Source organism: Pseudomonas sp. PK-RTE-24 (assembly GCF_054052265.1).
In genome coordinates, this window is sequence record NZ_CM133224.1 from 4,553,448 (window position 1) to 4,575,982 (window position 22,535).

The 22,535-nt window shown below is 60.8% G+C and carries 17 protein-coding genes; 11 read left to right on the plus strand and 6 right to left on the minus strand.

Translation table 11 applies throughout. The features are described 5' to 3' along the window. The first annotated feature begins 1 nt into the window (after position 1). From ACV8MC_RS20395 to ACV8MC_RS20425, 7 genes are all read left to right on the plus strand, one after another. Positions 2-1,000 (plus strand): acyl-CoA dehydrogenase family protein, encoded by a 999-nt coding sequence (locus ACV8MC_RS20395; RefSeq protein ID WP_150635384.1) that lies wholly within the window; start codon positions 2-4, stop codon positions 998-1,000. After that, positions 997-1,755, plus strand: coding sequence for a PIG-L deacetylase family protein (locus ACV8MC_RS20400; RefSeq protein ID WP_150635385.1), 759 nt, complete (start codon positions 997-999; stop codon positions 1,753-1,755). Before ACV8MC_RS20395 ends, ACV8MC_RS20400 begins: the two co-directional genes overlap by 4 nt. Beyond that, a complete protein-coding gene (locus tag ACV8MC_RS20405) occupies positions 1,752-2,351 on the plus strand; it encodes a class I SAM-dependent DNA methyltransferase (protein WP_252887904.1) in 600 nt (199 codons plus the stop codon). The genes ACV8MC_RS20400 and ACV8MC_RS20405 overlap by 4 nt, the downstream gene beginning before the upstream one ends. Next, on the plus strand, positions 2,348-3,007 hold the full coding sequence (locus ACV8MC_RS20410) for a glycosyltransferase (RefSeq protein WP_457263236.1): 660 nt from the start codon (positions 2,348-2,350) through the stop codon (positions 3,005-3,007). The genes ACV8MC_RS20405 and ACV8MC_RS20410 overlap by 4 nt, the downstream gene beginning before the upstream one ends. 178 nt (positions 3,008-3,185) lie before the next feature. After that, positions 3,186-3,944, plus strand: coding sequence for a PIG-L deacetylase family protein (locus tag ACV8MC_RS20415; RefSeq protein WP_056785811.1), 759 nt, complete (start codon positions 3,186-3,188; stop codon positions 3,942-3,944). Between the two features lie 198 nt (positions 3,945-4,142). Then, a complete protein-coding gene (locus ACV8MC_RS20420; protein WP_056786852.1) occupies positions 4,143-4,925 on the plus strand; it encodes an endonuclease/exonuclease/phosphatase family protein in 783 nt (260 codons plus the stop codon). A gap of 379 nt (positions 4,926-5,304) precedes the next feature. After that, on the plus strand, positions 5,305-6,357 hold the full coding sequence (locus ACV8MC_RS20425) for an autotransporter domain-containing protein (RefSeq protein WP_457263239.1): 1,053 nt from the start codon (positions 5,305-5,307) through the stop codon (positions 6,355-6,357). Between the two features lie 116 nt (positions 6,358-6,473). Here the strand turns inward: ACV8MC_RS20425 and glgB are convergent, their stop codons facing one another. The 3 genes from glgB to ACV8MC_RS20440 all read right to left on the minus strand — a co-directional run bounded on the left by glgB (position 6,474) and on the right by ACV8MC_RS20440 (position 14,233). After that, on the minus strand, positions 6,474-8,705 hold the full coding sequence (gene glgB / locus ACV8MC_RS20430; RefSeq protein WP_457263240.1) for a 1,4-alpha-glucan branching protein GlgB: 2,232 nt from the start codon (positions 8,703-8,705) through the stop codon (positions 6,474-6,476). A gap of 2 nt (positions 8,706-8,707) precedes the next feature. Next, a complete protein-coding gene (gene treS, locus ACV8MC_RS20435) occupies positions 8,708-12,049 on the minus strand; it encodes a maltose alpha-D-glucosyltransferase (RefSeq protein ID WP_457263241.1) in 3,342 nt (1,113 codons plus the stop codon). Between the two features lie 186 nt (positions 12,050-12,235). After that, positions 12,236-14,233 carry an alpha-1,4-glucan--maltose-1-phosphate maltosyltransferase gene (locus ACV8MC_RS20440; protein ID WP_150635389.1) on the minus strand — a complete coding sequence of 666 codons (1,998 nt, stop codon included), beginning with the start codon at positions 14,231-14,233 and terminating at the stop codon, positions 12,236-12,238. Between the two features lie 217 nt (positions 14,234-14,450). Here ACV8MC_RS20440 and ACV8MC_RS20445 point away from each other — a divergent pair, with 217 nt between their 5' ends. After that, on the plus strand, positions 14,451-14,609 hold the full coding sequence (locus ACV8MC_RS20445) for a hypothetical protein (RefSeq protein WP_167351302.1): 159 nt from the start codon (positions 14,451-14,453) through the stop codon (positions 14,607-14,609). A 150-nt stretch (positions 14,610-14,759) separates the two neighbouring features. Here the strand turns inward: ACV8MC_RS20445 and ACV8MC_RS20450 are convergent, their stop codons facing one another. Beyond that, the gene (locus tag ACV8MC_RS20450) at positions 14,760-15,272 is read right to left on the minus strand and encodes an MgtC/SapB family protein (RefSeq protein WP_056785798.1); all 513 of its coding nucleotides are present in this window, start codon (positions 15,270-15,272) and stop codon (positions 14,760-14,762) included. Between the two features lie 121 nt (positions 15,273-15,393). On the opposite strand from ACV8MC_RS20450, the gene ACV8MC_RS20455 reads away from it, so the two are divergent. The 3 genes from ACV8MC_RS20455 (at position 15,394) to mapR (ending at position 19,178) form a co-directional block, all read left to right on the plus strand. Continuing rightward, positions 15,394-15,642 (plus strand): DUF3203 family protein, encoded by a 249-nt coding sequence (locus ACV8MC_RS20455; RefSeq protein ID WP_056785796.1) that lies wholly within the window; start codon positions 15,394-15,396, stop codon positions 15,640-15,642. A 195-nt stretch (positions 15,643-15,837) separates the two neighbouring features. Further along, positions 15,838-17,268 carry a cytochrome c oxidase accessory protein CcoG gene (gene ccoG, locus ACV8MC_RS20460; RefSeq protein WP_457263244.1) on the plus strand — a complete coding sequence of 477 codons (1,431 nt, stop codon included), beginning with the start codon at positions 15,838-15,840 and terminating at the stop codon, positions 17,266-17,268. Between the two features lie 500 nt (positions 17,269-17,768). Further along, positions 17,769-19,178 carry a GntR family transcriptional regulator MpaR gene (gene mapR / locus ACV8MC_RS20465; RefSeq protein WP_457263245.1) on the plus strand — a complete coding sequence of 470 codons (1,410 nt, stop codon included), beginning with the start codon at positions 17,769-17,771 and terminating at the stop codon, positions 19,176-19,178. Positions 19,179-19,309: 131 nt separating this feature from the next. On the opposite strand, the gene ACV8MC_RS20470 is transcribed toward mapR, so the two are convergent. After that, positions 19,310-20,056 (minus strand): SDR family oxidoreductase, encoded by a 747-nt coding sequence (locus ACV8MC_RS20470; RefSeq protein ID WP_457263247.1) that lies wholly within the window; start codon positions 20,054-20,056, stop codon positions 19,310-19,312. Between the two features lie 177 nt (positions 20,057-20,233). Then, complete coding sequence (locus ACV8MC_RS20475; RefSeq protein ID WP_041480997.1) at positions 20,234-22,315, minus strand: putative bifunctional diguanylate cyclase/phosphodiesterase; 2,082 nt, start codon at positions 22,313-22,315, stop codon at positions 20,234-20,236. Positions 22,316-22,535 lie beyond the last annotated feature (220 nt).

Sequence of the window (22,535 nt, forward strand, 5' to 3'; positions counted from 1 at the left end):
TATGGACTTTCAACATTATCTGGCTCGCCGTCCGCCAGATTACGCCGACACCAATGCCCTCGGCCGTTGCCTGCGGGCAATGGTCGAGGCCGGCCTCGACCGCTTGCCGTTGCCCGGCAGCGGTCACACGCTGGAGCGCTTCCAGCGTCTATCGGAGGTGGGCGGACACGATCTTGGGCTGTGCAAACTCTATGAAGGCCACACCGACGCTCTGGCGATCATCGAGCAATTGGGCGGTACGCCAACCCCGGGCAGCACGTGGGGCATGTGGGCCGCCGAACCGCCGCAGGCACGGGTGAAAGTCACGCCGTCCGGGCATATGGTGATGCTGAACGGGCGCAAGGCCTGGTGCTCTGGCGCGGCGGTGCTCAGCCACGCCTTGCTCACTGCGTGGGACGCTGATGATCAGCAGCAATTGGTTGCAGTCGCACTCGATCAACCTGGCGTGACCATCACCGATCAGGGCTGGCAAGCCGTGGGCATGGCGGCCACCGGCAGCGTCGAAGTGCTGTTTGAAAACGCCGAAGCGCAGGCCATTGGCAACCCCGGTGATTACCTGCAACGGCCGGGGTTCTGGCAGGGCGGGATCGGTATCGCGGCTTGCTGGTACGGCGCTTCACGGCGGATTGCCGAAGGGCTGCGTCAGCATTGCGCGCAACGCGATGAACCGCACGCCCTCGCCCATCTCGGTGCGACTGACACAGCACTGCAAGCAGCGGCCGACGTGTTGCGCTTCAGCGCGTTGCAAATCGATGCGCAGCCTGAGGCTGACGCTGAACTGCTGGCCCGTCGCGCCCGCGCGGTGGTCGAACAGTCTGCCGAACAGGTCATGCGTGAAGTCGGGCGGGCGCTGGGTGCCGGGCCGTTTTGTCAGGATCGGCATTTTGCGCGACTGAGTGCCGACTTGCCGGTGTTTCTGCGCCAGAGTCACGCCGAGCGCGACCTTGCTGCGCTGGGCCAGCGGATTGCCGGTCAATCCTGCGAGGTCTGGGCGTTATGAAGGACAACCCGATCGTCGGCCAGGGCACTTCACTGCAGCAATGGCAGGGTTCGCGGCGTCTGGCCGAACTGCCCGCCATCGACGTTCTTGACCTGGTACCGCTGGGTTCGCGGGCGGTGATCATCGCGCCGCATCCGGATGACGAAGTGCTCGGTTGCGGCGGCATCATGCAGTTGCTGGCGGCAGCCGGACGGCCGTTGCAATTGATCTCGGTTACCGATGGCAGCGCCAGTCACCCCGGCTCGCAACGCTGGACGGTCGAACGCTTGAGCGTGGTGCGACCGCAGGAATCCGCCGAAGCTCTGCGCCGCCTCGGCTTGCCGATGCACAGCCTGAAATGGCTGCGCGGCGGGTTTACCGACACCCAAGTGGCGGCTCAGGAAACCGGGTTGAGCGAATTCATCGCCGGTTATCTGCACGCCAATGATGTGGTTTTCACTACCTGGCGCCAGGACGGCCACAGCGATCATGAGGCCGTCGGCCGCGCCAGTGTCGAGGCGGCGCGACGCGTCGGTGCGACCTGCCATGAACTTCCGGTCTGGACCTGGCACTGGGCAACCCCGGAAGACGCCTCGGTACCATGGGAACGCGCGCGCAAGATTCTTCTGTCACCCACGCACATCGCGCGCAAACGCCACGCGGCCCACGCGTTCGCCAGCCAGTTGGAAGGCGACCGCGACGTCGGGCTCGGGCCGGTGCTTGCGCCCTATGTGCTTGATCGTTTGCTGCAACCTTTTGAAGTGGTGTTCCTGTGAGCGTCGATGACCGCTATTTCGACGGCCTGTTCGCGGGCAATGACGACCCATGGGCGTTCCGCCAGCGCTGGTACGAGCAGCGCAAACGCGCGATCACCCTCGCCGCCCTGCCGCGTCCGCGCTACAGGTCGGTGTTCGAACCGGGTTGCGCCAACGGCGAACTGAGTGCAGAACTGGCTCCGCGCTGCGACCGCCTGTTGTGCTGCGACACGGCGAGCGCGGCAGTGAAGCTGGCGCGTACGCGCTTGAGCGTGTTCGAGCATGCCGAAGTCCGTCAGGGCCGCCTTCCGGCTGACTGGCCGGAGGAAAAATTCGACCTGATCGTATTCAGCGAAATCGGCTACTACCTCGACGAAAAAGATCTGACAGAAATGATCCGCCGGATCAGTGAGTCACTGACCGCCGACGGCCAATTGCTGGCCTGCCACTGGCGCCCGCCGATCGAGGGCTGCCCGTTGAATGCACGACAGGTCCACGATCAGATTCACGATCAATTGGCTTTGCCGCGTCTGGTGCTGCATCAGGAAGCGGATTTCATTCTCGAAATGTGGAGCCGCGAGCCACGCTCGGTGGCGGCACTGGAGGGCTTGCGTTGATCGGTATCGTGATTCCGGCGCACAACGAAGAGGCGCTGCTTGATGAATGCCTGCGTGCAGCGTTGCGCGCCAGCCAGCATGCACAACTGGGCGGCGAGCCGGTGGAAATACTGGTGGTGCTCGACAGTTGCAGCGACGCCTCGGCGCAGATCGTCAGCGCTTATCCGGTGCTGAGCCTGCAGATCGACGCACGCAACGTCGGCGAAGCCCGAGCCGCCGGTGCGCGACTGCTGCTCGAGCGCGGTGCCCGCTGGATCGCCTGTACCGACGCCGACAGCCGCGTCGCCGATGACTGGCTGGCGGCGCAACTGGGACTGGAGGCGGACGCAGTGTGCGGCACGGTGACCGTCGAGCACTGGCACGAATCGATCGATGAAGCGGCGCAGATTCGCTATCACCGCCATTATCAGGCGCGCGATGGCCATCGGCACATTCACGGCGCCAACCTCGGTGTCAGCGCCGAGGCTTATCGCCTGGCCGGCGGTTTCAAACCGCTGACCTGTGACGAGGACGTGCAACTGGTGCGTGCGCTGGAGCGCAGCGGTGCGAATATCGCCTGGAGCCACCGTCCGCAAGTGCACACCAGCGCCCGTCTGGACAGTCGGGCCAAGGGCGGATTAGGTGACTTTCTGCGCAATCTGGCACAGCTGGAATAAAAAAATACGGATCAGATCGATCTGTGACGCGACGAATCGGCTGTCTTGAGCAATACTCTGCTTCGCAGTAATCCAAGGGTTGGAGCACTGCACAGTTGCTATTCATTTGCCTTCACGGGCCGCGATCAGCGTTGGCTGTTCACGACTGAGGGCGAGATACCACAAGGACGTCGCACTCATGAAATCGTCATTGATCAACGAACACGGCCTGCCAGCACAGATCTGGAACAGCGCGCCGCAACTCGACAATATTCCCGTCATCAACACCCACAGCCTGGTTCCCGCCGGCGCCCGCGCCGTGGTCATCGCCCCGCATCCGGGCGATGAAGTGGTCACTTGCGGCGGTTTGCTGCAATTGCTCTCCAGCCTTGGCCATCCCCTGCAATTGCTCTCGATTACCGACGGCAGCGCCAGCCACCCCGGCTCGCGGCAATGGTCGGAACAACGTCTGAGTGTGTTCCGCCCGCAGGAAAGCGTCGAAGCCCTGCGCCGCCTCGGCCTGCCCATGCACAGCCTGAAGTGGGTGCGCGGCGGCTTTACCGACAACGCACTGAGTGATCAGCAAAGCCAGCTCACCGAGTTCATCGGCCGCTACCTGCGACCGGGCGACGTAGTGTTCAGTACCTGGCGCAAGGATGGCCCGCCGGATCATGAAGTGGTCGGCCGCGCCAGTTTCGACGCGGCGCAAAAGGCCGGGGCGACCTATCACGATGTGCCGGTGTGGGCCTGGCACTGGCCGGAGCGCGAGCAGCGCATGATTCCCTGGGAACGCGCGCGCAAGCTGCGTCTCGACACCTGGACCGTAGCGCGCAAGAGCCACGCCACCCACGCCTACGCCAGCCAGCTCAAGGGCGAACCGGCCATCGGCATCGCCCCGCTGCTGCCCCCGGTGCTGCTGGAGCGGATGCGCTTGCCGTATGAAATCGTCTTCTTCTGAACGGCGGAAGCTCACAATACCTGTGGGAGCGAGCCTGCTCGCGAAAGCGGTGTGTCATGTGTCAGATGTATTGAACGTGATGAAGTCTTCGCGAGCAGGCTCGCTCCCACATTGGCCCAGCAGTGAATCATCGGAAGGAACTGCCACCCCCTCAAACCAGTCGCATGAACAGGCATGGCCCAATTCAGAGGAGTGAACGTGTCCAGCGATCCCAAGCGTCAAGTGGTCGACGCGCCAGTCATTCATCGCCTGCGGGTACTCACGGTCAACACCCACAAGGGCTTCACCGCGCTGAATCGGCGGTTCGTTCTCCCGGAGCTGCGCGAAGCGATGCGCAGTACCTCGGCCGATCTGGTGTTTCTGCAGGAAGTGGTGGGTGAACACGAACGCCATTCGAGTCGCTACAACGACTGGCCGCAGACCTCGCAATACGAATTCCTCGCCGACAGTATGTGGAGCGATTTTGCCTACGGCCGCAACGCCGTTTACCCCGACGGCCACCACGGCAACGCGCTGCTGTCGAAATACCCGATCCGCGAATACCGCAACCTCGACGTGTCGATCACCGGGCCTGAACGGCGCGGCCTGTTGCACTGCATTCTTGATGTGCCCGGGCATGCCGAGGTGCACGCGATCTGTGTGCATTTGAGTCTGCTGGAGAGCCATCGGCAATTGCAGTTGCAGCTGCTTTGCCAGTTGCTTGAATCACTGCCCGACGATGCGCCGGTGATCATTGCCGGTGATTTCAATGACTGGCAGTTGCAGGGCAACGCCGCCCTCGCCCGTCGCGACTATTTGCACGAAGCTTTTGAACGTCATCATGGGCGCCCGGCGAAAACCTATCCGGCGCGTTTCCCGCTGTTGCGCCTGGACCGGATTTACCTGCGCAATGCCAGTAGCCACGATCCAAGGATTCTCGGCAACAAGCCATGGACGCATTTGTCGGATCATCTTCCCTTGGCGGTTGAAGTGCACCTCTAGCTGCATTTTTGACAGCCATCCAATGACAGGTCGTTCCGGCAATAACCGCTCGGAAGGACCTTTCGTCGGCGGCAAAAAACCGTCAGATGCACCCTTCGCAAGCGTTTTTCCATGCAAACAAGCACTTAGTTATGTGCAGAAAAACAAACGCTTGCGGTTGCTGATTTAAGCGCGCCATTCATCGTGCATTTTCTTGACGCGCGAGCATCGCTCTTCTTATCTCTACCTTACTACCCCCGGAATCACTACTGGGGCTGACCTTCCGGCACTCGCGAAATCGAGCAGCCGCGGTTCGCCCCGCTCTATTCGGTCGCCCCTCGTTCGGGGTAGGAGAGACGCCAAACTCGAGATGACGCATGCGCTTGCAAGGTAGACCTCCATGAAAACTTCACTGACCCCACATGAATTGAAAATCACCTTTTGCACAGTGTCAGGTTCGCTGTTGCTGTGCTCGTCCATGGAGGCGCATGCGGAATTTTCGGCGGATGAACGCGCGTGGTATCGCGCCGATGTCCCTGTGATGACCTTGCCAGTGACCGTGATAACGCCCGGACCGCTGCCATTGAGTCAGCAGAGTTCGCGCCTGATCACCGAAGATCTTGCCCCGTCTGCCTGGGACGAGCTCTACGGCAAAAGCGCCCGGCGCGCGCAGACGGATGCATTGTCCTCCGGTTACGCGATGCCTGGCGGCGAGTTCAAAGGCCCGGCGGTGGTCACGTTGAAAAGCAGCAGTGGTGCCACCCAGACCCTTGGTCTGATCGGCGGCGATAATCAGATTCAGATGAATGCCGATGGTGCGCTGACCCGACGTGCCCTCGCCGACCGCAACACTGACAGCCTCAACCTGCAAGGCCAGAGCCTTGGCGCCTATTACAGCCTGGTCGGAGCGCAGGGCTGGCACGTCGACCTGTCGGCCAGCGGCGGTCGGGTCAGCGGTTTCAGTCGGACCCCGCAAGGCAATCGGCAAGCCACCGAAGGCAACGCGATGACCTTTTCCGTTGAAGGCGGTTATCCGATCGGCTTGAGTGACAACTGGGTGGTCGAACCACAGGCGCAACTGATCAACCAGCGCATCAGCCTCGACGCGCCTTATGCAGGCTCGGGCAACGCCTCGTCGACCGACCTGACCGCGTGGAGTGGCCGTGTCGGTGCGCGATTGAAAGGCAGTTATGACTTGAACGGGTTGCCTGTTGAACCCTACGTGCGCACCAACCTTTGGCACACGGTGTACACCGGCAGCACGGTGACCCTCGATCAGGTCGACAAGATCAGCAGCAGCCGCAAGTCTTCAACAGTGGAATTGGGCTTGGGACTGGTGGCGCGGGTCACACCGGCGGTAAGCCTGTACATGAGCGCCGATTACAGCAGCGATGTGGATGACAATGACCTGAACGGCATTATCGGCAGCCTTGGAGTGCGGATGCGTTGGTAATCTGCTGAACGCTGAAGAACCTTGTGGGAGCGAGCCTGCTCGCGAAAGCGGTGCCACCTTCAACATCATCGTTGACTGACATGGCGCCTTCGCGAGCAGGCTCGCTCCCACAGGTGCTAGCCGTGCGGCTTAAGGATCAACACCGCCAACGGCGGAAGATTCAGTTCCAGCGACAACGACTGACCATGGCTTGGCACTTCTTCGGTCAACGCTCCGCCGCCATTGCCATAGTTGGAGCCGGCATAAATGTCGGCGTCACTGTTGAACAGCTCGGTCCAGCGCCCGGCAAACGGCACGCCGACCCGATACGCCTGGCGCGGTACCGGGGTGAAGTTGGCAACCACCAGCACTGGCGAGCCATCCTTGCTCCAGCGCAACCACGCGTAAACGCTGTTTATCGCATCGTCGCCAATCAACCACTGGAAGCCCTGCGGCGCATCGTCCTGGTCGTGCAGCGCCGGCTCTTCGCGATACAGCCGGTTGAGATCGCCAACCAGTTTCTGCACGCCCTTGTGCTCGGAATACTGCAGCAGGTACCAGTCCAGCTGCTGATCGTGGTTCCACTCGCGCCATTGGCCGAACTCGCAGCCCATGAACAAAAGCTTTTTGCCCGGATGCGTCCACATGAAGCTCAGATAGGCGCGCAGATTGGCAAACTTCTGCCAGCGATCGCCAGGCATCTTGTCGATCAACGAGTGCTTGCCGTGCACCACTTCGTCGTGGGAAATCGGCAGGATGAATCGTTCCGACCAAGCGTAGACCAGACCAAAGCTCAACTCGTTGTGGTGATGGGCGCGGTACACCGGATCCTGCTGGATGTAATGCAGCGAATCGTGCATCCAGCCCATGTTCCATTTGTAGGCAAACCCGAGACCGCCCTGCTGGGTGCTCTGACTGACGCCGGGCCAGGCGGTGGACTCTTCGGCAATCACCAGCGCACCCGGCGCTTCCAGCTCAACCACGTCGTTCAAATGCCGCAGGAAGTCGATGGCCTCCAGGTTCTCCCGACCGCCGTGGCGATTCGGCACCCATTCGCCAGCCTTGCGCGAATAGTCGCGGTACAGCATCGAAGCCACCGCATCGACACGCAGGCCGTCGATATGGAAGTGTTTCAGCCAGTGCAGCGCCGAGGCCAGCATGTAACCGTGCACTTCGGTGCGACCAAGGTTGTAGATCAGCGTGTCCCAATCCTGATGGAAGCCTTCCAGCGGGTTGCCGTATTCGTACAGCGCGGTGCCGTCGAACTGCGCCAAACCATGGGTATCGGTGGGGAAATGCGCCGGCACCCAATCAAGAATCACCCCGATGTCGGCCTGGTGACAGGCGTTGACGAACTCGGCGAACTGATCCGGCGTGCCATAACGCGCACTCGGCGCGAATTGCGAAAGCAACTGATAGCCCCAGGAACCACCAAACGGGTGCTCCATGATCGGCATCAGTTCGATGTGGGTGAAACCCAGCTCTTTGACATATGGAATCAGGCGCTCGGCCAGTTCCGGCCAGGTGTACTGGCGCGCGACCTCGCCGAGATCATCCAGCTCGCACTGCCAGGAACCGGCGTGCAACTCGTAGATCGACAGAGGTTTGGAGCGCTGCTGGCGATCCTGACGGGAACTCATCCAGTCGTGATCCTGCCAGTCGATCTGCAGGGGCGAGGCAACTTTCGAAGCGGTGTCCGGCGGCAGGCTGGTGGCCAGTGCCATCGGGTCGGCCTTGAGCGGCAGAATGCCGTGGGCGCCGAGGATTTCGTACTTATACAACTCCCCCGCTTGCAGACGCGGGATGAACAGTTCCCAGACACCGGACGGATGACGCAGCCGCATCGGGTGGCGACGGCCGTCCCAGACGTTGAAATCGCCGACCACCGAAACACGGCGGGCATTCGGTGCCCACACGGCAAAGCGCACACCGTCCACGCCATCAACGGTCTTCAGCTGCGCACCGAGGCAGGCGCTGAGGTCGCGGTGGTTACCCTCGGCGAACAGATACAAATCCATCTCGCCGAGCAACTGGCCGAAGCTGTACGGGTCTTCGGCAACCTGCTCGCCACCGGCCCAGCGCGTGCGCAACAGGTACGGTCGCGCCTGATCGAAATGGCCGACAAACAGCCCCGGCGTCTCGGTCATCTCCAGCGGGCCAAGCTCTTCGCCGCTGTCCTTGTCCAGCACCGTCACACTCAGCGCACCTGGCAAATAGGCACGGATGAACTGCCCGCCGGCGCCATCGCCGTGCGGGCCGAGAATGGAAAACGGGTCCTGATGCTCGGCGCGTACCAAGGCATCAATGTCGCGTGCCGAGGGTAACAATGCTTCCTTTACCACACCCTGTTCCTTGTTCGAGAAACTCATGACTACTCTCCACCAAGATCGGAAAAGGGTTTAAGCCCTGTCAATAATCCATACAAGCCGTGCAATGGCACGGGCAGCCACGTTGGGCGGTTTTCCGCCTCGTAGGCCACTTCATAAGCGGCTTTTTCCAGGCCGAACAACGCCAGCGCGGCGTCGGCACCCTGAGGATCCTGCCAGGCATGCTCAAGACTAGCTGCTGCCTCGCGGTATGCCTGAACAAATGCCTCGCGTGCTTCGCGCAGATAACGCTCGGCGACACGTTTACGCGCCGCTTCGGCTTCGACGCTGTTATCAACGTTATGCACATTGATGGTCATCGCCGCTGCGTAATCGAACGAACGCAGTACGCCGCTGACGTCCTTGTACGGGCTGTGTTTACCGCGACGCTCGCTCAATGGCCGCGCCGGTTCGCCCTCGAAGTCGATCAGGTAGGCGTCGCCCTTGATCACCAGCACCTGGCCCAAATGCAAGTCGCCATGCACCCGAATGCGCAAGCCGCCGGTGGCTTTCTTCGCCAGATCCTGCACATGGGCAAGAATGGTTTTCTTCTCGTCGAGCAGACGCTTGACCAGTTTCTGATCCGACGCATTCAACTCGCCTTGATGCTGTTTGAGCAGTTTCAGGGCGTGTTCGACCTGGGCGGTGACATCCTTGCCTGTCGTGGCCATGTCCTTGCTCGACGACACTTGCGGCGCGAAGTCGGCATTGTCGGTTGGCGCAGCGAGCACCTGATGCATCTCGCCCAGACGCTGACCAAGCATGCCGGCGAAGTCCTTCAACTCGCCGAGGGCGTTGTAATGCTGCTCCTGCTCGGACATGGCGTCGGCCAGTTCATCGCGCAGCGCCCGTTCCAGGTTGTTCTGCGTCCATTCCCATGCGTCACCCTGATTGCTCAGATAGCCTTGGGCGATCATCAGCAAGTTGTCTTCGCCTTGCGCGTCGCGGCGAATCACCGAACCGAGCAGTGGAGAGATATTGGCAAACCCGGCCTCGGTCAGGTAAGCGCTCATCTCCAGTTCCGGGTGTACGCCAGAAGCGACTTTGCGTATCAGCTTAAGCACCAGACTGTTGCCGATTACCACTGAACTGTTCGATTGCTCGGCCGACAGGTAGCGCACATCCGACTCGGCGCCGAGGCCGAGTTTTTCCAGATGATCTGTCTGTTCGAAGCGGATTTCGCCTTCGATCGACTCCAGTACGGTGTTGTTCTGCATGCCTTGCAGAACGGCGCGGACGAAGGTTTCCAGGGTGAACGCATCGGTGATCAGGCCAACCTGACGCACACGGCGTACACGCGACAGCGCCAATTGCTGCGGCAACGGCGGGCCGACATGGTCTTCGCCAATGAAGCCGAACGGCAGCTGATAACGGTTGGTCTGGCCGCCACTGGTGACTTCGATTTCGCTGAGCAGCACTGGGTGCTGGGCGTCACCGAAGCGCACGCCGTAAGCCAGATTGACCTTCTCGATCGCCGCATCCTTGCCGGCAAACCAGCGACGATTCTGCAGCCAGCTCGGCAGGATGCTTTGCTCCAGCGTCGTCCGCGATGGCGCTTCGAGCAGTTCTTCCATGCGCTTTTTCAGCACCAGCGTGGTGAAGTCCGGCAGGCTCTGCGCCGGCTCGACGTGCCAGCTCGGCATCTGGTTTTCTGCCGCCAGTGCAAACCAATAGAAACCGTACGGCGCCAGGGTCAGGAGGAAATTCAACTGACCGATCGGCGGGAACGCGTTACCACCGAGCATTTCCACCGGCACCATGCCGACATACGCCGACAGGTCCAGTTCGACCGCTTGCGCACTGCGCGAGACGTTCGCCACGCACAGAATGATTTCGTGCTTGCCGTCGGCATCGGTGTATTCGCGGGTGTAAGCCAGCACGCGACGGTTGCTCGGCGAGAGCATTTTCAAGGTGCCACGGCCGAACGCTTTCGACTGCTTGCGCACCGCCAGCAGACGGCGCGTCCAGTTCAACAACGAGTGCGGATCGCCGGACTGGGTTTCGACGTTGACCGACTGATAGCCATACTGCGGGTCCATGATTGGCGGCAGTACCAGACTGGCCGGATCGGCGCGGGAGAAACCGCCGTTGCGGTCGATCGACCACTGCATCGGCGTACGCACGCCGTCGCGGTCGCCGAGGTAGATGTTGTCGCCCATGCCGATTTCGTCGCCGTAGTACAGGGTCGGCGTGCCGGGCATCGACAGCAGCAGGCTGTTGAGCAGTTCGATGCGGCGACGGTCGCGTTCCATCAACGGTGCGAGACGACGGCGAATACCGAGGTTGATCCGCGCGCGACGGTCAGCCGCGTAGTAGTTCCACAGGTAATCGCGCTCACGGTCGGTGACCATTTCCAGGGTCAGTTCATCGTGGTTGCGCAGGAAAATTGCCCACTGGCAATTCGCCGGAATTTCCGGGGTCTGCCGGAGAATGTCGGTAATCGGGAAGCGATCTTCCTGCGCGAGCGCCATGTACATGCGCGGCATCAACGGGAAGTGGAAGGCCATGTGGCATTCGTCACCATTGACGCCAGCAGCGTCGGTGTCACCGAAATACAGCTGGGTGTCTTCCGGCCACTGATTGGCCTCGGCCAGCAGCATGCGGTCGGGATAGTTGGCGTCGATCTCGGCACGGATCTGCTTGAGGACGTCGTGGGTCTCGGGCAGGTTTTCGTTGTTGGTGCCGTCGCGCTCGATCAGGTACGGAATCGCGTCGAGGCGCAGGCCGTCGATGCCCATGTCGAGCCAGTAACGCATCACCGACAGCACGGCTTTCATCACTTGCGGGTTGTCGAAGTTCAGATCCGGCTGGTGCGAATAGAAGCGGTGCCAGAAGTACTGGCCAGCGACCGGATCCCAGGTCCAGTTGGACTTTTCGGTGTCGAGGAAGATGATCCGCGTGCCGTCGTATTTCTGATCGTCATCGGACCACACGTAGAAATCCCGCGCCGCTGAACCCGGCTTGGCTTTACGCGCACGCTGGAACCAAGGGTGCTGGTCGGAGGTGTGGTTGATGACCAGCTCGGTGATCACCCGCAGCCCGCGTTTGTGCGCTTCGGCGATGAAGCGCTTGGCGTCGGCCATGGTCCCGTAGTCGCTGTGCACGCCACGATATTCGGCGATGTCGTAACCGTCGTCGCGACGTGGCGAGGGATAGAACGGCAGCAGCCAGATGGTGTTGACGCCGAGGTCGGCAATGTAATCGAGTTTGGCGATAAGCCCGGGAAAGTCACCGATCCCGTCATTGTTGGAGTCGAAAAACGATTTGACGTGAACCTGATAGATCACCGCATCCTTGTACCAGAGCGGGTCTTTGATGAAGGCGGCTGCCTTGGGTTTCTTCGCCATGTGGAACTCCTGAAAAATTCTCTGATACACCGAGGAGCTAGCATTGGTGAGCCCCTGTGGCGAGGGGATTTATCCCCGTTCGGCTGCGCAGCAGTCGCAAATTGTTAACGCGGTGCAGCTTGAAAACAGGGGCCGCTGCGCGCCCCAACGGGGATAAATCCCCTCGCCACGGAGGCGGTGCAAATGTTACGAAGCGGTAATCCGCCAAATCCCGAACGGCTGATACGCCGGATCGATGCGCATGAACTGATACTTGCCGTGCCAGTCCCAGCGATGGCCGTTCATCAAATCTTCGCCATGGGTGGTGGCATCGTCCGGCAGGCCCATTTCCCACAGCGGCAGTTCGAAATTCGCTTCCTGCACGTTATGCGGATCGAGGCTGACCGCGACCAGAATGAAATTGCTGCCATCGGCGCTGCGCTTGCCGAAGTACAGAATGTTGTCGTTCCAGGCGTTGTAGATCTTCAGGCCCAAATGGGTGTGCAGCGCCGGGTTCTGCCGGCGGATGCGGTTGAGCTGAGCGATCTCGGCAATGATGTTGCCCGGCGCGGTGAAGTCGCGGACGCGGATTTCGTATTTCTCCGAATCCAGGTATTCCTCTTTGCCCGGCACCGGTGCCGATTCGCATAACTCGAAGCCGGAATACATACCCCACAGGCCCGAGCCCATCGTTGCCAAGGCAGCGCGGATGAGGAAACCGGGACGCCCCGACTCATGCAAAAACGCCGGGTTGATGTCCGGGGTATTGACGAAGAAATTCGGCCGGTAGCATTCGCGCCACGGCGACTGATTGAGTTCGGTGAAATATTCCGCCAGCTCGGCCTTGGTATTGCGCCAGGTGAAATAGGTGTAGCTCTGCGAATAACCGACCTTGCCCAGACGCGCCATCATCGCCGGCGTGGTGAAGGCCTCGGCGAGGAAAATCACTTCCGGATACAGCGTGCGCACATCGGCGATCAACCATTGCCAGAACGGCAGCGGTTTGGTGTGCGGGTTGTCGACGCGGAAGATCTTCACACCTTCCTTGACCCAGCCGACAACGATGTCGCGCAACTCGACCCATAGACTCGGAATTGCATCCGGCGCATAGAAGTCGACGTTGACGATGTCCTGGTATTTCTTCGGCGGGTTTTCGGCGTATTTGATCGTGCCGTCCGGGCGCCAGTTGAACCAGCCCGGATGCTCTTTGAGCCACGGGTGGTCCTGGGAGCACTGGATGGCGAAGTCGAGAGCGATTTCCAGACCGTGATCGGCGGCGGCAGCCACCAGCCGGCGGAAATCTTCACGGGTGCCGAGCTGCGAGTGAATCGCCTCGTGGCCGCCCTCTTCGCTACCAATCGCATACGGGCTGCCGGGATCATCCGGGCCAGCAGTCAGGGAATTGTTGCGGCCCTTGCGGTGGGCGCGGCCGATCGGGTGAATCGGCGTGAAGTACAACACGTCGAAGCCCATGTCCTGAATCATCGGCAGACGCGAGTGCACGTCGTTGAAAGTGCCGTGACGCTGAGGATCGTCGGTGATCGAGCGCGGAAACAGCTCATACCAACTGGCGAACTCGGCGAGTTCGCGCTCGACGTCCATGGGGAATTCGGCGCTGATGCTGAGGTAGGCGCGGTGATCGGCCTGAGCCATCAGCTCTGCACTGCGCGAGTGCAGAAACAGCGCAACCTGCTCGGTTTCGAGCAGGCCGGACAATTCATGGTGCAGCGCGGCAAGCTGCTCGCTGAGCTGACCTTCGCTGCGTTCTGCGGCCTGTTGCACCATGGTCCGGCCTTCCTGCAGCTCCAGGGAAACCGGCACAGCAGCGTTGTGCTTCTTTTCCAGTTCGTACTGGAAGCTGGCGAAATGGTCGATCCACGCTTCGATGCAATACAGATAGCGGCCCTGCTCTTGCGGGCGGAACTGGCCTTGCCAGGTGTTGTTGCCCTGATCGGACATGACCTCGGTCTGCCAGGTTTCCTGGCCTTCTTCGCGCCAGCGGATGCGTACGGCGAGCTTGTCATGGCCGTCGGCAAACACTTTGCTGGTCACCACCACTTCGCGTCCGGCAACCGACTTGACGGCAAACTGGCCGCCGTCGAGGGTCGGCATGGTGTTTTCGATAACGATTCGAGGCAGCAGCAACGCCTGCGACAATGGCATGTGCGGGTTGTAACTCAGCTCTGAAGGTCTTTCAGCAGTCATTGAGCATCTCTCCTTAACGCCCCAAGGACGCTCTTGTGCCGGAACAGTATTCGCGACAAAGCGCCGGCCCTGTCATGAACTCACTTAGGTTCCGAGCAACCGGCGCGGGGAAAAGTTCAGATGAAATTAACAAGACAAACCGGCGGATCGAATTTGCCGTGGCCGGGTCAACTTACTTAAGCACGTCCCACGCCATGTGCCATACGGAGGTCATCAGATGAACATCCCGATCCCGGCGGAAACGCCTGATCCGAACATCGACAAACCCACCCTGCCGGATACCGAGCCGCCACCGGTGCCCGAGCAAGAGCCACCCGGCACCACGCCACCGCCGAAAGAAGAGCCACCGAATACGATGCCGCCAGTGATCGTCTGACCCTGCCCCCCTGATCGTTCCCACGCTCCGCGTGGGGATGCCTCAACGGACGCTCCGCGTTCGGCTCCAGAAGGGACGCGGAGCGTCCCGGGCTGCATTCCCACGCGGAGCGTGGGAACGATCAGGCAACGATCATCAGCCGGCGGGAAGTCAGAGGTGGTCATTCTTGTCGACATCCTTTTCGAACACTCTCACCACGTAAGGCATCACGCTGAAAATCGCCAGTGCCAGAATGGTACTGAGCAATGCCGTCGCTTCCTTGCCCAGCCCCGCCGCCACGCCGATCGCCGCCGTCATCCATAAGCCCGCCGCCGTGGTCAGGCCTTTGACATGGGCCTCGTCGCCCTGCTGATTTTTCAGAATGGTGCCGGCGCCGAGAAAGCCGATCCCGGCAATCACACCCTGCAAGACCCGACTCATGGCATCGGATTCTGCGCCCGAGGTCTGCGGCACCAACACGAATAGCGCAGCGCCCAACGCCACCAGCATGTGCGTGCGCACGCCCGCTGCCTTGCCTTTATGCTCGCGCTCAAATCCGAGTATCCCGCCGAGAATCGCCGCCATCAGCAGGCGTACGGTGATCCGGGTCATTTGCGAGGCGTCGCCGATATCGGCAAATTCGGCTTGCATCGTGGCCCACACTTCATCCCACCAGTCTTCCATCGTGCTTCCCTTGTTATTGGCTTGATAAGCGATGGACAACAGCGACCATTAATCGGTTGCGCAGAACGAACTGCGCGCTGCGTTTCCTAACGTGCAGACCTCACTTGAAAGGACTGCCGCCATGACCGTTCGAATCGATGAATCCAACCCTGAGCAGAAAGTGTGTTTTTTCACCGTCGAGCATGGTGAGGAAATCCGTATCTGCGACACGTTGACAGTCGAGACCGATAGCGAAAAAGCCATGTCGTTCGTGGAAATCGAAGGCAAACGCGCCTACATCACCGAAGCAGAAGCCGATGTCTTGACCGTCGCCGGGGCCAAGGACGGGCGCAAACATCTGAAGGCCGATGACAGTGATTCGGTGGTTTGATTGATCTCGATCAACACCCGGCGCAGGCGCCTGCAATAGGCGTTTGCGCCGCGCCCACCCTGATGCTTCAAGTTGTCGCAGGGATTGCGCCAAACCCCATCTGATCCGCTTTTTATTGCCAAACCTGAGTCTGTTCTGCAAACAGATCGGCGCTCATAGTGCATCGGCCTGATGGAGGCTGATGAGCGAACGAACATGAGCGAGCAAATCCCCGTCCGAACCGTAGAAGCAGCGCCGACGATAAGAAGCGTACCCGCACGCCCACTGAAGGCGACTGCCGGATCCACCGACAAGCAAATCCACACCCGCAGTTTCACCGGCCTGTTCCGCAATCTGCGTTTAAGCGGTGCCGGGTTTCTGTTCCTGCTGTTCTTCGGCACCGTGTGGCTGAACTGGGGCGGTCGGCAGGCGGTGCTGTGGGATCTGGCGGAGAGCAAATTCCACATCTTCGGCGCGACGTTCTGGCCGCAGGATTTCATTCTGCTCTCAGCATTGTTGATCATCGCTGCGTTCGGACTCTTCGCAATTACCGTGTTCGCCGGTCGCGTCTGGTGCGGTTACACCTGCCCGCAGAGTTCGTGGACGTGGATCTTCATGTGGTGCGAGAAGATCACCGAAGGCGAGCGCAACCAGCGAATCAAGCTGCAAGCGGCGCCGTGGAGCCTGAACAAACTGGCGCGGCGCGCCGCCAAGCACACGTTGTGGCTGGCGATCAGCGTGATGACCGGCCTGACCTTCGTCGGTTACTTCACCCCGATCCGGCCGCTGGCTGAAGATTTGCTGACCCTGCAGATCGGTGGCGTCAGTCTGTTCTGGGTGCTGTTCTTCGCCGCCGCCACCTACATCAACGCCGGTTGGCTGCGTGAAGCCGTGTGCATGCACATGTGCCCGTATGCGCGGTTCCAGAGTGTGATGTTCGACAAGGACACGCTGACCATTGCCTACGACGCCGCCCGTGGCGAAAACCGTGGTCCGCGCAAGCGTGATGTGCGCCCGGTCGAAGCCGGCCTGGGTGATTGCATCGACTGCCAGTTGTGCGTGCAGGTCTGCCCGACCGGCATCGACATCCGCGATGGCTTGCAAATGGAATGCATCGGCTGCGCAGCGTGCATCGACGCCTGCGATTCGATCATGGACAAAATGCATTACCCGCGCGGCCTGATCCGCTACAGTTCCGAGCGCGAATTGCAGGGCGGCAAAACCCATCTGCTGCGTCCGCGTTTGATTGGCTATACGGCGGTGTTGTTGGTGATGATCGGAGCGTTGGCGCTGGCATTGATCGAGCGGCCGATGGTGTCGCTGGACGTGACCAAGGATCGCGGGTTGTTCCGCGAGAACGCTCAGGGGCAGATCGAGAATATTTATTCGCTGAAAGTGATCAACAAGACTCAGCAGCGACAGGAATACCGGTTGAGTCTGGTTGATGGCGACGGGTTTGAGTTGCAGGGCAAAACGGCCCTGAGCCTGGCGCCGGGAGAGATTGTCGATGTGCCGGTGTCGGTGGCGATGACCACCGAGCGCCCGGCGAGCAGTTCGCAGACATTGAGTTTCAGGATTGAAGACAGTGACGAGCCGCAGGTATACAGCGTGGCGAAGAGCCGGTTTGTGGCACCGATAAATCGTTGAGAATTTGGCATTGCTGCCCTCACCCCAGCCCTCTCCCGGAGGGAGAGGGAGCCGACCGAGGTGTCTGTCGCTATGCATCGACCTGAAAGACCGAGTCGATTATGGATTCGGCAAAGCACTGTCAGGTCGGCGTATTTCATCAGCATCCCCCAATCAGTCCCCTCTCCCGGAGGGAGAGGGAGCCGACCGAGGTGTCTGTCGCTATGCATCGACCTGAAAGACCGAGTCGATTATGGATTCGGCAAAGCACTGTCAGGTCGGCGTATTTCATCAGCATCCCCCAATCAGTCCCCTCTCCCGGAGGGAGAGGGAGCCGACCGAGGTGTCTGTCGCTATGCATCGACCTGAAAGACCGAGTCGATTATGGATTCGGCAAAGCACTGTCAGGTCGGCATATTTCATCAGCATCCCCCAATCAGTCCCCTCTCCCTCTGGGAGAGGGCTAGGGTGAGGGCTCCTTCCCTGACACCCCACAAAATCAAGTCCACCAAGGCCCACCGATGAAACGCTACGAAAAATTCGCCGACGACATCGCTGAACTGATCCGCTCCGGCGTCCTCGGCCCCGGCCAGCGGGTGCCGTCGGTGCGCTACGCCAGCCAGAACTACGGCGTCAGCCCGTCCACGGTGTTCCAGGCCTATTACCTGCTCGAACGCCGTGGCCTGATCCGCGCCCGGCCGCGCTCCGGTTACTTCGTCAACGCCCATACGCCGAGCACATTCTCCGAGCCGGTAATCAGCAGCCAGGTCAACGAATCCACCGAAGTCGACGTCAGCGAGTTGGTGTTCTCGGTACTCGATTCGATCAAAGACCCCAACACCGTGCCCTTCGGCTCGGCCTTCCCCAGCCCGACGCTGTTCCCGCTGCAACGCCTGTCGCGCTCCCTGGCCAGCGCCGCGCGGGAGATGGATCCGCGCATGGTCGTCACCGATATGTCGCCGGGCAATCCGCAACTGCGCCGGCAGATTGCCCTGCGCTACATGGTCGGCGGGCTGATGTTGCCGATGGAAGAATTGCTCATCACCAACGGTGCCCTCGAAGCGCTGAACCTGTGCCTGCAAGCGGTGACCGAGCCCGGTGATCTGGTGGCCATCGAGGCCCCGGCGTTCTACGCCAGCCTGCAGGTGCTCGAACGCTTGAAGCTAAAAGCCGTGGAAATACCCGTGCATCCGCGTGACGGCATCGATCTCGGTGTGCTCGCGCAAACCCTCGAACGTCACCCGATCAAGGCCTGCTGGTGCATGACCAGTTTCCAGAATCCGATGGGCGCGACTGTGCCCGAGGCGAAGAAACAGGAACTCGTCGAACTGCTGCGTCAGCATCAGGTGCCGTTGATCGAAGACGACGTCTACGCCGAGCTTTATTACGGGCAACAGGCGCCAAAACCGGCCAAGGCTTTTGATACCGAAGGATTGGTCATGCATTGCGGCTCGTTCGCCAAAAGTCTCGCGCCCGGTTATCGCATCGGCTGGGTGGCGGCCGGGCGTTTTGCGCAGAAAATCGAACGGCTGAAGCTGATGACCTCACTGTGCGCTTCGATGCCGGCGCAAGCGGCTATCGCCGATTATCTGCAACACGGCGGCTACGATCGGCATCTGCGTAAACTGCGTTATGCCCTGGAAGAACAACAGAGCGCGATGCTCGCGGCGATTGCCCGCTACTTTCCGGCGCAGACCCGGGTCAGCCAACCGGCGGGCGGCTACTTTCTGTGGCTGGAATTGCCGGAGCAGATGGATTCGCTGAAGCTGTTTCAGATGGCACTGGCACAAGGCATCAGCATCGCGCCGGGGCCGATATTCTCGCCGACCCAGCGCTTCAGGAATTGCATTCGGTTGAATTACGGCAGCCCCTGGACCGAGGAATCGGAAAAGGCCATGGAGACGTTGGGGCGGATTGTGCGGTCGTTCTGAGGGATAGATGTTGTCTGGACTGGCCCCTTCGCGAGCAGGCTCGCTCCCACATGGGGTCTGTATTCACAAATCCACTGTGGGAGCGAGCCTGCTCGCGAAGAGGCCGGTTTTAACACTGCAAACCCACCGGTTTACCGCCCACCCCCCAAATCAACAAACGTCCCGGTCGCATACGATGCCTTGTCCGACAGCAACCAGACAACCGCCTCCGCTACTTCATCCGGCCGCCCGCCCCGGGCCATGGGAATCGCCGATTCGAGCTTGCTGACCCGATCCGGGTCGCCGCTCAGCGCATGGAAGTCGGTATAGATGTAACCCGGACGCACGGCATTGACGCGAATGCCCTCACCCGCGACTTCTTTCGACAGACCGATAGTGAAGGTGTCGAGCGCACCCTTGGATGCGGCGTAATCAACGTACTCGTTCGGCGAACCGAGGCGTGCCGCGACCGAGGAGACGTTGACGATGCTGCCGCCCTGCCCGCCGTGTTTGGGCGACATGCGCAGGATCGCGTGCTTGGCGCAGAGGATCGGCGCCAGCACATTGGTTTTCATGATTTTGAGGATGCGGAATTCGGACATCTCATCGACCCGCGATTTCTGCCCGACGGTGCCGGCGTTATTGACCAGCGCGGTGACACGGCCCAGTTCGGTGTCGACGCGATGAAACATCGCGATCACTTCGTCTTCGATGCTGACATCGGCGCGAACCGCGATGGCCTGCGCGCCCAAGGCTCGAACCTGTTCGAGTACGCTGTGTGCGGCCTGCTCATCCGACTGGTAGTTGATGCAGATCCGGTAGCCCTGTTCGGCTGCCAGCAATGCCGTAGCCGCGCCGATTCCGCGCCCGCCCCCGGTGATGACAATGACTTTATCCATGCTGGCCTTCCCCCACGTGCACACGTAACAGTCGGGGGAAGAATAACTGCCATTCATGGCTTTTGCATGAGTTCTATGGTGTTTGCACAAGCGCCTTCGCGAGCAGGCTCGCTCCCACAAGGGAATGCGATCACCTGTGGGAGCGAGCCTGCTCGCGAAGAACGATGACTCGGTATCTCAGACCACCGCCAGCCGTTGCCCACGCACGATGTCCTGCATGAAGCGCTCCGCCGGCATCGGATGGCCGAGCAGATAGCCCTGCAGTGAATCACAGCCCAGTTTGGTCAGGAAGTCCTGTTGCGCGCCGGTTTCGACACCTTCGGCGACAATCCGCAAATCCAGGGCCTGCCCCAGCGCAACGATCGCCGAGACGATTGCGGCATCATCGCTGTCATGCTCCAGATCGCGGACGAAACCGCGGTCGATCTTCAGCTCATTGGCCGGCAAACGTTTGAGGTACATCAGGCTGGAATAACCGGTGCCGAAGTCGTCGATCGACAGGTCGACGCCCATGTCCGACAGCTCTTGCAGCACGGTCATGCTCGCATCGGCGTCGCTCATGGCCGTGGTCTCGGTGATTTCCAGAGTCAGGCTGTTGGCCGGCAAGTGGTGGGTTGCCAGCGCCTTGGCCACGCTTTGCACCAGCCCGGCATGGCAGAACTGCAAGGCCGAGAGGTTCACGGCGATGCGCCAGTCGGTGTAACCGAGCACGTACCATTCGCGCATCTGCCGGCAGGCTTCGTTGAGCACCCATTCGCCCATCGGAATGATCAGCCCGGTTTTCTCCGCCAGATCGATGAATTTATCCGGCATCAGCATGCCATGCAGCGGATGCTTCCAGCGCAGCAGCGCTTCGGCACCGACCGGGCGGCCATTGGCGGCGTCGAATTTGGGCTGGTAATGCAGGCAGAACTGGTTGTGCTCGATGGCCGCGCGCAGGTCCTGTAACAGTTGCAATTGTTTGCGCGCGTTGGTGTTCATCGACGCATCAAAGAAGCTGTAGCCGTTCTTGCCGCCGCCCTTGGCGTGGTACATCGCAGCATCGGCGTTCATCAGCAGTTCCTGGGCGTTGTCACCGTTGCCCGGGTACAGGGCGATGCCGACGCTGGCGGAAATCTGCAGATCATGTTCAGCGACGCGGAACGTGCGACCGATGAGGCTGACCTGACGCGCAGCCAGGCTCAAGGCGTCATTGGGCTCGCTCAAACGCACCAGCAGAACGAACTCATCGCCGCCGATCCGCGCAAGAGTGTCCTGGCTGCGCAAGTCTTCACGCAGACGCGCGCCGACCTCGCGCAGCAATTGGTCGCCCATGTGATGGCCGAATGCGTCGTTGACCGGTTTGAAGCCGTCGAGGTCGATGAACATCAAGGCGAAGCAGCCACCCTGCTCTTGCACCTTTTTGATCGCCTGATTGATGCGGTCGTCGAGCAGCATGCGGTTGGGCAGACTGGTCAGCGGATCGTGCAGGGCCAGTTGGGTGAGTTCGCGGTTGGCCACCGTCAGCGAGTGCGCCAGATCAGCCGTGCGCGCTTCGAGGCGGGCGTCGAGAATCGAGGTCAACAGGGCAATCGACAACACCGCCAGCGTAGTGACCACGACCAGGCTATCGAGGCCGTTGCCTTTCAAGCCATTGAGCGTCGCGCCGCAGAAACTGCCGTCAGGAAATTGCGCAGCAGCCATGCCGGTGTAGTGCATGCCGACAATCGCCACCCCCATGATTACCGCCGCGCCGGCGCGAATCAGCCGTACATAGGGCGATTGCTGGCGCAGGCGAAAGGCAATCCACAAAGCCGCTGCCGAGGCGCCGACGGCGATCAGCAGGGAGGCACTGAACAGGGTCGGGTCGTAATCGATGCCCGGTGTCATGCGCAGCGCGGCCATGCCGGTGTAGTGCATGGCGCTGATGCCCGAACCCATGATCAGCGCACCGAAAGCCAATTGCGCCAGTGGCAGTTTCGGTTGGCTGACCAGCCACAAGGCGAAACCGCAGGACAGCACCGCGATCAGCAGCGACAGCGCAGTGAGGGCGAAGTCGTAGCCCAGGTCGATCGGCAATTTGAAGGCGAGCATGCCGATGAAATGCATCGACCAGACGCCAACGCCCATCGCCAACGCCCCGCCCGCCGTCCAGAAATGCACGGCCCGGCCTTTAGCCGTGGCAATGCGTCCGGTGAGATCGAGCGCCGTGTAGGAAGCCAGAATGGCCACGCACAACGAAATGAAAACCAGGGTGAAGGAGTAGCTGCCGATGAGCATGGACGTTCTCGTGACAAGCCGAAACCGTACTGCTTCCATTCTCGGTCGGGCAAATGCGGCGATTGTACTGATTGCGCGGAAGAACGCACTGACAAAGTAACCAAATTGCCATCAAGCCGATGAAACGCTTGTTCGATCGTCCTACAAGGCTCTGCGGTGGGCTTTAACCTCACCCTGTGAAAGCGATCTCATGCCAGACAAAAATCCCCGTGGGAGCGAG